We start from the raw sequence: 12,038 nt of genomic DNA, 5'->3' as shown, positions 1-12,038 counted from the left end.
TCAAGGAGCGCCGTCATGTCCTTCGCCCTCGTCCTGCTCACCCTCTTCGCGCTGCTGCACCTGCCGCCGCTGCGCCGTCTCCCCGCGCTCGCCACGTCCGTGGACCGCGCCGCAGTGGCCGCCGGCCTCTTCTTCATCGGCGCCGGCCTCATGCACTTCTTCATGCCCGCGCGCTACGACGCGATGATTCCCCCGCAGCTGCCGTCTCCGCGCTTCTGGGTCCTCCTCTCCGGCGTGTTCGAGGTCGCGGGCGGGCTGGGGATGCTGCTCCGGCGCACCCGGCGGCCCGCCGCGTGGGGGCTCATCGCCCTGCTCCTGGCCATCCTCCCGGCCAACATCCACGAGGCAGCCTCCAACTCCGCCTCGCACGTGCTGCCCTTCCCGGACTGGTACTTCTGGCTGCGCATCCCCTTCCAGCTCGTCTACGTCGCCTGGGTGGCGTGGGCCGGTGGACTCTGGCGCGTCATGGGCCGTGCGAGGCAGGAGGCCCACGGTTAGTCTCGCCGTCCCATGCACTTCCGCCATCTCGGTCGCAGTGGTCTGGTCGTCAGCGAAATCTCCTACGGTAACTGGATTACCCACGGCTCGCAGGTCGAGGAGGAGGCCGCGCTCGCCTGCGTGCGCGCGGCGCTGGACGTGGGCATCACCACCTTCGACACCGCGGACGTCTACGCGGGCACGAAGGCCGAGGAGGTGCTCGGGCGCGCGCTGAAGGGCCAGCGCCGCGCCGGCTACGAGCTGTTCACCAAGGTGTACTGGCCCACCGGCCCGGGGAAGAACGACCGGGGCCTGTCCCGCAAGCACATCCTGGAGTCCATCGACGGCTCGCTGCGCAGGCTCCAGACGGACTACGTGGACCTGTACCAGGCCCACCGCTTCGACTTCGAGACGCCGCTGGAGGAGACGATGCTGGCCTTCGCCGACCTCGTCCGCCAGGGCAAGGCGCTCTACATCGGCGTCTCCGAGTGGACGGCGGAGCAGATTCGCCAGGGCGCCGCGCTGGCCCGCGAGCTGCGCGTGCCCTTCATCTCCAACCAGCCGCAGTACTCCATGCTGTGGCGGGTCATCGAGTCCAAGGTCATCCCCGCCTCGGACACCGAGGGCCTCGGGCAGATTGTCTGGTCTCCCCTCGCCCAGGGCGTGCTCACCGGCAAGTACCTCCCCGGCAAGCCGCCGCCCGCGGGAAGCCGCGCCACGGACCCCATGGGCTCGCGCTTCATGACGCGCCTTCTGGCGGACGAGGTGCTCACCCGCGTGCAGCAGCTCCAGCCGCTGGCGAAGGAGGCGGGCCTGAGCATGGCCCAGCTCGCCATCGCCTGGGTGCTCCAGAACAAGAGCGTCTCCTCCGCCATCATCGGCGCCACCCGGCCGGAGCAGGTGCACGACAACGTCAAGGCCGCGGGCGTGAAGCTCGAGGCGGAGCTGCTGCGCCGCATCGACGCGGTGCTCGGCCCCGTCGTCCAGAGTGACGCGGCCCTCACCGAGAGCCCCAGCAAGCGCCCCTGAGCCCACCCGCCATGCCTCCGGCATCCAGGATGCATTGGCCTGCCCTCGGGGATGAGCCCCCCGCCTCGGTCACCTCCCGGCCGCGCATCCACTGCGCGCCGGGCCCGTCCCCGCGCACCCGTTGCGGGGCCTGCTCACGCCGCTTCCAGCGTCACCATGTTTGGCATGGGAGATGGATGCCCCAGGTGTGGAGGAGCACCTGATGCGACGAATCCTGGTGGCGGTGGACGAGACCGAGGCCTCGCGCGACGCGGCGCGAATGGCGGTCGAGTATGCGGAGCGCCTGGGCGCCCGCCTGACCTTCGTCCACGTGCTGCCTCCCGACAGCTCGCTGGAAGTCCCCGAGTTCGCCGACTTCGAGCGCGCCTGCGAGGCCCGCGCGGCCCAGCTCCTGGAAGAAGCCTGCCAGCTCACCGGCATCCCCCACCCCCAGGCCGACCTGCAGGTGCGACACGGAGACCCGGTGGAGGTCCTCTGCGCCGCCGCCCTGGCCGAGGACGTGGACCTGGTGATGACGGGCACCCGGGAGCGCGGCCCCCTGGCCCGCGCGCTGCTCGGCAGCGTCGCGATGCGGCTGGTGAGCCAGTGCAGCAAGCCGGTGCTGGTGGTGCCACACAGGCACGCACCCGCCGGAAACCACGAATCGGTGAAGCCGCGGGACACCGCGGAGCCCGCCGTCCGCTGACGCCTGTCTCCAAGCGGGCGGAGCAGTTCCCAAACAGCCGTTCCATTTGACTTTCCGGGCCAGGGGAACAAGAGATGGGCGCGCAAGTTGGTAATCGGGTTACGTGTGACCCGTAACCCACCTTTACCCAGGCTTCCCTTCATGACGCCCATCCTCCTCCTCTCCCAGACGAGCCAACCCGAGCTTGGCTGGCTCAGCAGCAAGCTGCTCGGCGTGACGCTCACCTCCGCCGAGTGGGTGCTCTGGATTCTCGTCATCCTCTCGGTGCTCTCCATCGCCATCATGCTGGAGCGCACGGTGTACTTCGCCCGCAACCGGCTGCCGGACTCGGAAGGCCTGGCGGTGCGCCTGGCCCGGGGTGACTTCGAGGCGGCCCGCAAGGCGGTGGAAGGCAGGAGCGGCATGGAGGCCGCCGTCGTCCGCGAGGCGCTGGCGTCCACCGCGCAGGGCGCGGACACCGTGGAGCAGGTGATTGCCTCCACCATGTCCCGCGAGCGTCCCCAGTACGAGCGCTTCCTGTCCTTCCTGGGCACGCTGGGCAACAACGCGCCGTTCATCGGTCTGTTCGGCACGGTGCTCGGCATCATCAAGGCCTTCCACGACCTGGGCGCCGCCAACGTGAAGGGCGCGGCGATTCAGCAGACCGTCATGGCCGGCATCTCCGAGGCGCTCGTCGCCACGGCGGTGGGTCTGGCCGTCGCGATTCCGGCGGTGGTGGCCTTCAACATCTTCAACCGCCAGCTCAAGACGCTCACCAGCCGCGCCAACGCCCTGGGCTACGCCCTGGTGGGCAGCATGCGCGCCGAGCGCCCGGCTTCCGAGACGGCCGCCCGCGCCGCGGAGGGCCGCTAGGTCATGGCGGGAGGCGCCCAGCAGGACAACGAGGAAGAAATCACCGGCATCAACGTCACGCCGCTGGTGGACATCGTGCTGGTGCTGCTCATCATCTTCATGGTGACGGCCAACTTCATCGTCCGCGAGACGGTGGAGGTGGACCTGCCCCGCGCCGCCAACGGCGGTGAGACGGTGCAGGGCCTGGTCAACGTGGTGCTGGACAAGAACGGCAAGCTCTTCTTCGACGGCACCGAGATGAGCGAGGCGGACCTGATTGCCAGGGTCGCGGAGATGGTGGCCAAGGACAAGGACACCCGCGCCATCATCAGCGCCGACCAGTCGCTGCCCTACGGCCGCGTCATGCGCCTCATCGACGTGGTGAAGGGGCAGGGCATCGCCAAGTTCGCCCTCAACATCGAGAAGGACGTGGCCCCCGCGGCCGCGCCCGCCGCGCCCTGAAGCGAGGCGTCAGCACATGAGCCAGGCGGTCCTCGACAGCTCGTCATTGCCTCCCCACCGCAGAGAGCGCTCCCTGGTCGTGGTGGGCGTCTTCCTGCTCGTGTCGCTGGTGATTCACGGCGGAGGCTTCTGGATGCTCGGCCGCATGGCCGACCGGCCCCGTCCCGTGGCGCAGCGCCCGGTGGAGCTGGTCATGGTGGAGGTCCAGAAGCCGCCTCCGCCGCCCCCGCCCGAGGAGAAGAAGGAGGAGCCCAAGCCACCTCCGCCCAAGCCGAAGCCGGTGAAGCCTCCGCCCATCAAGGTCGCCGAGGCCCCCAAGCCCCAGCCGCCTCCGCCCGAGCAGGCCCCGCCTCCGCCCAACGAGCCGCCCCCGCCGGAGCCGCAGGCCAAACCGCCGCCGCTCGTGGTGGGCATGACGATGTCGTCCACCACCAGCGCCGGCACCTTCGCCGCGCCCGTGGGCAACACGTCCTACGGCAAGGTGGACCGCACCGCGAAGGACCCCAAGGAGGTGAAGGGGTACTCGGCGCCGAAGTACACGCCCATCTACCAGGTGGACTCCGAGCCCACCGTGGCCTCCGAGGTGAAGATTCCGTACCCGGAGGAGGCGCGCCGCGCCGGCATCGAGGGCACGGTGACGCTCTCCATCACCATCGACCACGAGGGCAAGGTGGTCTCCGTCAAGGTGCTCAACGGGCCGGGCTACGGCCTCAACGAGGCGGCGCGCGACGCCATCAAACGCTTCCGCTTCAAGCCCGCAATCAAGGGTGGCGAGCCCGTCTCCACGGAGATGAAGTACTCGTACACCTTCCTCCTGGACTGAGCGGGCCGCCCGCCACGCTCACTGCGGCTTCAGCGCCCGGCGCATGATGTCGCGCAGGGCCCGCAGGTCCTCGTCGGCCAGGCCGGCGATGGCCTCCGGGGGCTCCGCCATGCGCTCCAGCAGCCGCTCGCGCAGCGCCGCGCCCGCGTCCGTCAGCACCAGCATCTTCACCCGCCGGTCCTGCTCGGAGCTGCGCCGCGCCACCAGCCCCCGCGCCTCCATCCGGTCCACCAGGCCCGTCACGTTGGACGCGTCGCACGACAGGTAGCCCGCCAGGGTGCTCATCGCCAGCGGAGCCTCCCCGAGCTGCCTCAACACGTGCGCCTGTACCGGCGACAGCTCGAACTCCGCCGCCAGCGCGGGGAAGTTGCGCATGTGCGCGTGCATCAGCTCGAAGAGGAGCGCCCACGCCTGCCTGGGCAGGTCCCTCGCCTCCGGCTCCGTGGCCGCGTCGCCCCGTCGTCGCGGGTCCGTCGACTTCGTCTTTCGCTCCAGGTGCTCGCCGCTCATACCCCTACTGTAATTCCTCCGGAGGACCTAAACAATTGACTTCATCAACCTTTGATGACTAATACATTCCGGAGCTTCCAATTTCGCACGACATGGCCTATGTGCCTCCGGGGCCGGGAGGACGGCGGCGGGTGGATGAGCAACGTGTGGTGGATGAGTCCTATTAGCCCCGGCATGACGCGCGGCGCCTTTTTCGTGTCGTTTCCCGAGCCTCGGGGTGAGTAGCCCGGGCCCTCGGAGTGCAGAGACAACCCGTAGCAAGTCCATCTTGGACGTCGTGGGCCCGCGCCGGCGCGGGCCCTTGAGGAGGTAGAGGCGGTATGAGCTCACTTCTGGCGCTGACCCTGGCGGCCACCCTGGCCGCGGCACCGCCGCCCGTACTGACCCTGGAGGACGCGCTCTCCCGGGCCCGCAAGGAGAACCTGGACCTTCAGGCCGCGCAGGCCCGCCTGAGGCAGGCGGACACGGCCTCGCGCAAGGCGTGGGCGGGGTACCTGCCCACCATCACCGCCAGCGGCGCCATCATCCGCAACTCGAACTCGGCCGTCATTCCGCCCGGCACCCTCGCCCCGGTGTCCATCACCATCCAGCCGCTGGTGCAGCGGCAGGCGCAAATCGAGGCGCGCCAGGCCATCATCGCCCCGCAGCTCTGGGCCGCCATCCAGGCCGCCTACTCCTCGGAGCGCGTGGCGGAGCTGAACGTGGAGCAGGCGCGGCGCGAAATCCTCTTCGGCGTGGCGCAGGCGTACTACGGCGCGGCCGCGCAGGCCCAGGCCGTCACCGTCCAGGAGCGGCTGGTGGAGCTGAACCGGGCCCGCGAGAAGGACACCCGGGCGCGCTTCGATGCGGGCACGGTGACGCGCGTGGCGCTGCTGCGCGCCGAGCAGGACCTGTCCCGCGCGGAGCAGGACCTCATCCGCGCGCAGAACGCGGCGGCCTCCGCCAAGCTGGTGCTCGCCACCCTGCTGGCGCTCGAGGACGCGAACTTCGAGCTGGCCCCGCCCCCCGAGCCGGAGGTCTCCCCGAAGACGGATACGGAGCTGCTCCTGCAGCGCTCGCTCGAGCAGCGGGCGGACGTGGCCGCCGCGCGTGAGACGGTGGAGCTGGCGCGCATCAACAAGCGCGGGGTGTGGTTCAGCTATCTGCCCACGCTGGGTGTCTCCGCCGCCTGGCGCATCGCCAACGCGGCCGGCTTCACCGGGCAGAACGACACCTGGGCCGTCACCTTCGCGGCGAGCTGGACCCTCTGGGACGGCGGCCTGCGCGAGGCCAACCTGACCGAGGCCTCCGCCCGCATCGCGGAGAGCGTGGCCAGCGCCCGCAAGGCCGAGCTGGTGGCGCGTGAGGAAGTGAAGCGCGCGCAGCTCGACCTGCAGAGCGCCCTGGCCAACCGCCTCAAGGCGGAGCAGACGGTGGAGCTGGCGCGCGAGTCCCAGCGCCTCACCGACGTCTCCTTCAAGGCCGGCGTGGCCACCTACCTGGAGGTCGCCGACGCCAACACCGCGCTCACCAGCGCGGAGATTGGCTTCGTGAGCGAGCGCCTCCAGGCCGCCGTGGCCGCGCTGCGCCTGCTGCGCGCCGTGGGCTCCTTCGAGGCCCGCCCGCTGGACTCGGACCTGAAGGACGAGAGCGTGGTGCCGCCGCACCTCCAGCCGCTGCCGGGCCAGCCGGCCTCGCAGCAGGAAGCGCCGTTCCAGCCGGCGCCCCCGGCGCAGCAGTCCCCGGCTCCGGAGCAGCCGGCGCCGGCGCCCCAGCAGTAGCCGGTGGCTTCACGGACCCGGCGCCTGTCTTCCCAGGCGCCGGGCCGCCCGCCCGGGAGCGCGGGTGGCGAGCGGCGCTTGTGAGCCCCCACCACCAGCCCCACCCTCGAAAGAGAGAGAGGAGCACGTCATGGCGGACGGAAAGTGGGGCAACTGCAAGGGCTGCAAGTACTTCGGCAGCCAGAATCCCCAGCCGAGCGGCGACGAGAAGAGCCGGTGCAGGCAGCCGGAGCTGAGCAAGTACGAGCTCCAGGTCTCCGGCGACAGCGGCTGTAACGCCTGGGAGACGCGCACCGGCGTCTCGGGCACGGTGAGCCCCTACCAGGAGCCCGCCCCCTCCGTGCACTGAGCGGGGGCGCCATCACCGAAGAGCCCTTCAGCCCCCCGCGGCCTCGCGGGCGAGCGGCACCGGAGCCGCGTCCGCGCCCATGCGGTAGTAGATGCGCTCCATGAGCCTGCGCTGGTGGACGAGCGGCTTGTCGAAGCGGTCCAGGCGCATGCCCTTGTGGCTGTAGGGCGTGTCCGCGACGGTGGGGATGAAGCGCGAGTCGTCACGCACCTCCCACCACGTCAGCGCGGCGGCGGCCCGGGCCGCCACGGAGAGCAGCGGACGCATCGCCGGCACGGTGCACTTGAGGAACGAGAAGGAGTGCAGCCGCGTGGTCCGCGCCGTCTCCGGCACGAAGAAGATGTTGGCCTGGGTGATGAAGGGGCGCAGCTCGCCGGTGGGGGCCGCCCAGCTCACCGTGTACTGGCCGCGCACCGGGTCGAAGCGCATCACCCAGTTGTTGTGGAAGATGTCGCCATTGCGCACGCCCAGCACCTTCATGAGGGCCGCGGGCCGCTGGGGCGCGCGGTAGCTCACCTCCGTGCGGTCCTCCAGGTTGCGCGCCTCGAACTCCACCACGTGCGCGTGCGGGTCGTCCCAGCCCAGGCGGGTGTGGACGTAGGGCGTGTGCTCGTCCTCGCTGAAGTTGTCGAGCGCCACGTGCAGCGGCGCCTCGAACAGCGTGGAGAAGGCCCCGCCGAAGACATACCCGTCGCCTCCCATGTCGGGGAAGGCGGACAGCGGCGTGTCGCGCTCGGCCAGCCAGAGGTAGCCATAGCGCTCCACCACCTGGAAGCTGCGCGTGTCGCAGTGGCGCAGCTCCGGCTGGGCGGGGTTGGCGCCGCGCCCCTCCGAGTCGAAGCGCCAGCCGTGGTACGGGCACTCGAGCCGCCCGTCCGGGCGCACCCGGCCCTTGGACAGCGGCGCGAAGCGGTGGGGGCAGGCGTCCAGGAGCGCCGCGGGCCGGTCCGCGGCATCCCGGAAGAGGACATAGGCGCGTCCGGCCACCTCCACGCGCACCGGCTGCTTGCCGAGCGAGCGGGAGGGGAGCACCGGATGGAAGTGACGGATGACGTCGGGCGTAGGCTCCATGACACACCGAGTATAGCGGCGCTCCACCGGGGCCCCACCAGTGGGGTCGCCGTCACGACGGGTGAACCCCGCCGCCCTGGGCTAGGATGGCCGCTTCCGTGGACGCGCCCCCTTCGCCCCTCCGCCGCTTCCGGCTGCCCGCCGTGCTCCTGGCCGTGACGGCCCTGCTGGCCACCGCCGGGGTGCTGCACGTGCGGGGGATGCTGCCCGCGACGGTGCCGTCCGCCTCGGAGCCCTTCCACTACCACGGCTACGCGAAGGTGCTGCGGCACGTGCGCTCCGGCGGCGACGTGGACTTCGCCTCCGTGGGCCGCGAGCGCCAGGAACTGGATGCCTTCGTGCAGTCCCTGGCGTCCTTCTCCCCGCACAACAGGCCGGACGTCTTCCCCACCCCGGAGGACGCGCTCGCCTACTGGCTCAACGCCTACAACGCGCTCGTCCTCCAGCAGGTGGTGGACGGCTATCCCTACCTGGAGTCCGTCCAGCAGCCCTGGCTGGGGCGCTTCTTCTGGGGCCGCGCGTGGCCGGTGGGAGGCGAGCGGCTGACGCTGTGGGCGCTGCGGCACCGCGTGCTGCGCACCGAGTTCGCGGACCCGCGCATCCACTTCGCCCTCTTCCAGGCCGCGCGCGGAGGGCCCCGGCTGGACGGCGCCCACTACCAGCCGGAGTTCCTGGACGCCCAGCTCAACGAGGCCGGCCGCCGCTTCGTGGGGGACCAGCGCCACGTGGAGGTGGACGGGAGCACCGTCCACCTGTCCCGCCTGTTCGACACCTACCGCGACGACTTCCTCGCGGCGCTGCCGGAGGGGCGCGGCGGCAACGTGCTCCAGTTCGTCTGGGCCTTCCTGCCGGACACCTGCGAGGAGCGGCCCGGCTGCGCCACGCGGAGTGATTTGGACCGCGCCTGCGGCCCCAGGCTGGACCGCTGCCGCGTCGTCTACACGGAGGAGGACTGGACGCTCCCGGACGCCGCCGCCCGGGAGCCCCGTCCCTGAAGTCCCGCGCCCGCCGTCACGCCGGAAGCCGCCCCTGGCGCCGCACCTGGGTCACCACCGAGTAGCCGCTGCGCTGGAGCAGCCACTTCTCCACCCCCACCACCGGCAGCACCACCGCGCCCACCAGCACGGACAGGCCGATGGCCCGCACGCCCAGCGGCGCGGTGTCGAACACCCGCTGCATGAAGGGCACGTACATGAAGGCCGCCTGCAAGGCCACCAGCGCGCCCACGCCCACGAAGACGGTGCGGTTGCTGAAGAGCCCCACCTTCCACAGCGAGCCGGTGAGGGTGCGGCACATCAGCATGTAGAAAATCTGGAAGCTGATGACGGTGTTGACGGCCATCGTCTGGGCCTCGGCCAGCGCCACCTCGTGGCCCACGCGCGGCAGCTCGAGCCGGTACTCGTGGAGGAACAGGCCGATGGCGCCCGCCGCCATCAGCACCGCCACCAGGGCGGTGCGCATCACCACGAAGCGGTTGAGCACCGGCGCGTCCGGGGCCCGGGGCGCCCTGCGCATGATGTCCGCCTCGCGCGCCTCGAAGGCCAGTGGCAGCGCCAGCGACACCGTGGCCACCAGGTTTATCCAGAGCAGCTGCGTGGGCAGCATGGCCATCAGCGGCACCAGGTCCCCGTTGATGTCCTGGATGGGGAAGAAGGCCACGCCGAACATGAGGATGAGCGCCAGGCCCAGGTTGGTGGGCAGCACGAAGGCCAGCGACTTGATGAGGTTGTCGTAGACGCGCCGCCCCTCCTCCACCGCCGCGGCGATGGAGGCGAAGTTGTCGTCCGCCAGCACGATGTCCGCCGCCTCCTTGGACACCGCCGTGCCGGTAATGCCCATGGCCACGCCGATGTTGGCCTGCTTGAGCGCGGGCGCGTCGTTCACCCCGTCGCCCGTCATGGCCACCACGTGCTGGCGCGACTGCAGCGCCCGCACCAGCCGCAGCTTGTGCTCGGGCGCCACGCGCGCGAAGACGTTCGTGGTGCCGGCCACCTCCGTCAGCCGCGCGTCGTCCATGGCCGCGAGCTGCGCTCCCGTCACGCCCCGGCTGCCCTCCGGATGCAGGCCGAGCTGCGCGCCGATGGCCTCCGCCGTCGCGTGGTGGTCGCCGGTAATCATCTTCACGATGATGCCGGCCTCGTGGCACGCCTTCACCGCGGCGATGGCCTCCTCGCGAGGCGGGTCAATCATCCCTTGCAGGCCCAGCAGCTCCAGCCCGCCCTCCACGTCCTCCGCGCGCAGGCAGGCGTGGGAGGCGGGCACCTCGCGGTGCGCCACCGCCAGCACGCGCATGCCCTGCCGCGCCAGCTGCTCCACCTCGCCCAGCACGGCCTCCACCTCGTGGTCACCGCCCATGGCACAGCGCCGCAGGACGACCTCCGGCGCGCCCTTGAGGACGATGCGCCGCCGGCCCGGCCCGGCCTCGTGCAGGGTGGCCATGTACTGGTGCTCGGACTCGAAGGGGATGGCGTCCACGCGCGCGTGCCGCCGGCGCACCTCCTCCACGCGCAGGCCGGCCTTCTCCGCCGACACCACCAGCGCGCCCTCGGTGGGGTCCCCGGTCATCTCCCACTTCCCGTCCCGGCCCTGGAGCGCGGCGTCGTTGCACAGCGCGCCGGCCAGCAGCAGCTCGCGCACGTCCTCGGGCGGCTCGTCCAGCACCTGTCCCTCGCGCCGCAGCTCGCCCCGGGGCGCATAGCCCACGCCGCTGAAGGCGTAGCGGCCCGCGGGCGTCCACAGCGCCTGCACCGTCATCTCGTTGCGCGTGAGGGTGCCCGTCTTGTCGGAGCAGATGACGGTGGTGCTCCCCAGCGTCTCCACCGCCGGCAGCTTGCGGATGACGGCGCGGCGGGCCGCCATGCGCTGCACGCCAATGGCCAGGGCGATGGTGACGATGGCGGGCAGGCCCTCGGGAATGGCGGCCACCGCGAGCGTAATCGCCACCAGGATGGCCTCGCTCCCCTCGTAGCCACGCCACAGCCCCACGCCCAGCAGCACCGCGGACACCACCAGGATGGCGATGGTGATGTACTTGCCAATGGTGGCCAGCGCCTTCGTCAGCGGTGTCTGCAGGTCCGTGGCCTCGCTGAGCAGCGTGGAGATGCGGCCCAGCTCCGAGGCGCCGCCGGTGGCCACCACCACCGCGGAGCCCGTGCCGGACGTCACCAGCGTGCCGCCGAAGACGAGGCTCGCCCGGTCTCCCAGCTCGGCGTCCTCGGCCACCGCCGCCACGTACTTGTGGGACGGCACGGACTCGCCGGTGAGCGCGGCCTCCTCCACGTGGAGGTTGCGGGAGACGAGCAGCCGCATGTCCGCGGGCACCCTGTCCCCGGAGGCGAGCTGCACCACGTCTCCCGGCACCAGGCTCGCGGCCGGCACCGACACCTTGTGCCCTCCGCGCATCACGGTGGCGATCTCCGGCACCATGGCGCTGAGCGCCTCAATCGCCTTGCCCGCGCGGTACTCCTGCACGAAGCCGATGAGCGTGTTGAGCACCACCACCGCCGCCACCACCAGGCCGTCCGTCACCTTGCCCATGGCGATGGCCAGCACCGCGGAGGCGATGAGCACCCAGATGAGGGGGTTGTTGATCTGCCGCCAGAGCAGCTTCAGCGGGCCCTCGGCCTTCTCGCGCTGGATGACGTTGGGCCCGTAGCGGGCCAGCCGCTCGCCCGCCTCCTCGACGGTAAGCCCCTCCTCACGGCTTCCGATGCGTGACAGCACCGTCTCCGGCGGCAGCGCATGCCAGGCAGGCGCCGGGCTGGCGGGCGTGCCGGCGGGCGGCGGCGCGGCCGCCAGGGAGTCACTGGGTGGCTGGGCACTCATGGTTCTCTTCCTCCGCGAGGAATCTGGTGATGGATGCGTCCGCATCCACGCTTCTCAAGGAGGAAAACCGACTCCCGAAACACGAAAATTACGTCGCATTTCCCAGAGAAAACAGAATCACCGCCCTCTGGGGTGAGGATGGGGTTCCTTCCGTCCTGGAATGAGCGACACCCGGCGCGGGGAGCACAGGTTGGCCAGGGGAGGAGCGGGCGGGCG

General features: G+C 71.2%; 12 protein-coding genes. 9 read left to right on the top strand and 3 right to left on the bottom strand.

What is annotated here, in order from left to right:
• Positions 1–15: 15 nt before the first annotated feature.
• From K8638_RS07240 to K8638_RS07215, 6 genes are all read left to right on the top strand, one after another.
• Positions 16–498: a DoxX family membrane protein gene (locus K8638_RS07240; protein WP_223753687.1), complete on the top strand. Its 483-nt coding sequence runs from the start codon at positions 16–18 to the stop codon at positions 496–498.
• 12 nt (positions 499–510) lie between these two features.
• A complete protein-coding gene (locus tag K8638_RS07235; RefSeq protein ID WP_223753686.1) occupies positions 511–1,506 on the top strand; it encodes an aldo/keto reductase family protein in 996 nt (331 codons plus the stop codon).
• A 202-nt stretch (positions 1,507–1,708) separates the two neighbouring features.
• Positions 1,709–2,191: a universal stress protein gene (locus K8638_RS07230; RefSeq protein ID WP_223753685.1), complete on the top strand. Its 483-nt coding sequence runs from the start codon at positions 1,709–1,711 to the stop codon at positions 2,189–2,191.
• A 141-nt stretch (positions 2,192–2,332) separates the two neighbouring features.
• Positions 2,333–3,043 (top strand): MotA/TolQ/ExbB proton channel family protein, encoded by a 711-nt coding sequence (locus K8638_RS07225; RefSeq protein ID WP_223753684.1) that lies wholly within the window; start codon positions 2,333–2,335, stop codon positions 3,041–3,043.
• Between the two features lie 3 nt (positions 3,044–3,046).
• Positions 3,047–3,484, top strand: a complete 438-nt coding sequence (locus K8638_RS07220) for a biopolymer transporter ExbD (RefSeq protein ID WP_223753683.1) — start codon at positions 3,047–3,049, stop codon at positions 3,482–3,484.
• A gap of 16 nt (positions 3,485–3,500) precedes the next feature.
• Positions 3,501–4,307, top strand: coding sequence for an energy transducer TonB (locus K8638_RS07215; protein ID WP_223753682.1), 807 nt, complete (start codon positions 3,501–3,503; stop codon positions 4,305–4,307).
• An 18-nt stretch (positions 4,308–4,325) separates the two neighbouring features.
• On the opposite strand, the gene K8638_RS07210 is transcribed toward K8638_RS07215, so the two are convergent.
• Positions 4,326–4,817, bottom strand: coding sequence for a MarR family winged helix-turn-helix transcriptional regulator (locus K8638_RS07210; protein WP_223753681.1), 492 nt, complete (start codon positions 4,815–4,817; stop codon positions 4,326–4,328).
• Positions 4,818–5,137: 320 nt separating this feature from the next.
• On the opposite strand from K8638_RS07210, the gene K8638_RS07205 reads away from it, so the two are divergent.
• Both K8638_RS07205 and K8638_RS07200 read left to right on the top strand, forming a co-directional pair.
• Positions 5,138–6,577 carry a TolC family protein gene (locus K8638_RS07205; protein WP_223753680.1) on the top strand — a complete coding sequence of 480 codons (1,440 nt, stop codon included), beginning with the start codon at positions 5,138–5,140 and terminating at the stop codon, positions 6,575–6,577.
• A gap of 130 nt (positions 6,578–6,707) precedes the next feature.
• Positions 6,708–6,926 (top strand): hypothetical protein, encoded by a 219-nt coding sequence (locus K8638_RS07200; protein ID WP_223753679.1) that lies wholly within the window; start codon positions 6,708–6,710, stop codon positions 6,924–6,926.
• 27 nt (positions 6,927–6,953) lie between these two features.
• Here K8638_RS07200 and K8638_RS07195 read toward each other — a convergent pair whose 3' ends face one another.
• A complete protein-coding gene (locus tag K8638_RS07195) occupies positions 6,954–7,997 on the bottom strand; it encodes a Rieske 2Fe-2S domain-containing protein (RefSeq protein WP_223753678.1) in 1,044 nt (347 codons plus the stop codon).
• A gap of 98 nt (positions 7,998–8,095) precedes the next feature.
• Here K8638_RS07195 and K8638_RS07190 point away from each other — a divergent pair, with 98 nt between their 5' ends.
• The gene (locus K8638_RS07190) at positions 8,096–8,992 is read left to right on the top strand and encodes a DUF547 domain-containing protein (protein WP_223753677.1); all 897 of its coding nucleotides are present in this window, start codon (positions 8,096–8,098) and stop codon (positions 8,990–8,992) included.
• Between the two features lie 16 nt (positions 8,993–9,008).
• Here K8638_RS07190 and K8638_RS07185 read toward each other — a convergent pair whose 3' ends face one another.
• Positions 9,009–11,822, bottom strand: coding sequence for an HAD-IC family P-type ATPase (locus K8638_RS07185; protein WP_223753676.1), 2,814 nt, complete (start codon positions 11,820–11,822; stop codon positions 9,009–9,011).
• Between the last annotated feature and the right edge of the window lie 216 nt (positions 11,823–12,038).

The sequence above is a fragment of the Myxococcus sp. RHSTA-1-4 genome (genome assembly GCF_020037125.1).
Lineage (GTDB): Bacteria > Myxococcota > Myxococcia > Myxococcales > Myxococcaceae > Myxococcus.
Note: the sequence above shows the minus strand (reverse complement) of the source record. Positions and strands in the feature narration are given on the sequence as shown.

Bases quoted from the DNA above. Each gene is read 5' to 3' on its own strand.
- K8638_RS07240 (WP_223753687.1), top strand. From the start codon at position 16: ATGTCCTTCGCCCTCGTCCTGCTCACCCTCTTCGCGCTGCTGCACCTG.
- K8638_RS07235 (WP_223753686.1), top strand. From the start codon at position 511: ATGCACTTCCGCCATCTCGGTCGCAGTGGTCTGGTCGTCAGCGAAATC.
- K8638_RS07230 (WP_223753685.1), top strand. From the start codon at position 1,709: ATGCGACGAATCCTGGTGGCGGTGGACGAGACCGAGGCCTCGCGCGAC.
- K8638_RS07225 (WP_223753684.1), top strand. From the start codon at position 2,333: ATGACGCCCATCCTCCTCCTCTCCCAGACGAGCCAACCCGAGCTTGGC.
- K8638_RS07220 (WP_223753683.1), top strand. From the start codon at position 3,047: ATGGCGGGAGGCGCCCAGCAGGACAACGAGGAAGAAATCACCGGCATC.
- K8638_RS07215 (WP_223753682.1), top strand. From the start codon at position 3,501: ATGAGCCAGGCGGTCCTCGACAGCTCGTCATTGCCTCCCCACCGCAGA.
- K8638_RS07210 (WP_223753681.1), bottom strand. From the start codon at position 4,817: ATGAGCGGCGAGCACCTGGAGCGAAAGACGAAGTCGACGGACCCGCGA.
- K8638_RS07205 (WP_223753680.1), top strand. From the start codon at position 5,138: ATGAGCTCACTTCTGGCGCTGACCCTGGCGGCCACCCTGGCCGCGGCA.
- K8638_RS07200 (WP_223753679.1), top strand. From the start codon at position 6,708: ATGGCGGACGGAAAGTGGGGCAACTGCAAGGGCTGCAAGTACTTCGGC.
- K8638_RS07195 (WP_223753678.1), bottom strand. From the start codon at position 7,997: ATGGAGCCTACGCCCGACGTCATCCGTCACTTCCATCCGGTGCTCCCC.
- K8638_RS07185 (WP_223753676.1), bottom strand. From the start codon at position 11,822: ATGAGTGCCCAGCCACCCAGTGACTCCCTGGCGGCCGCGCCGCCGCCC.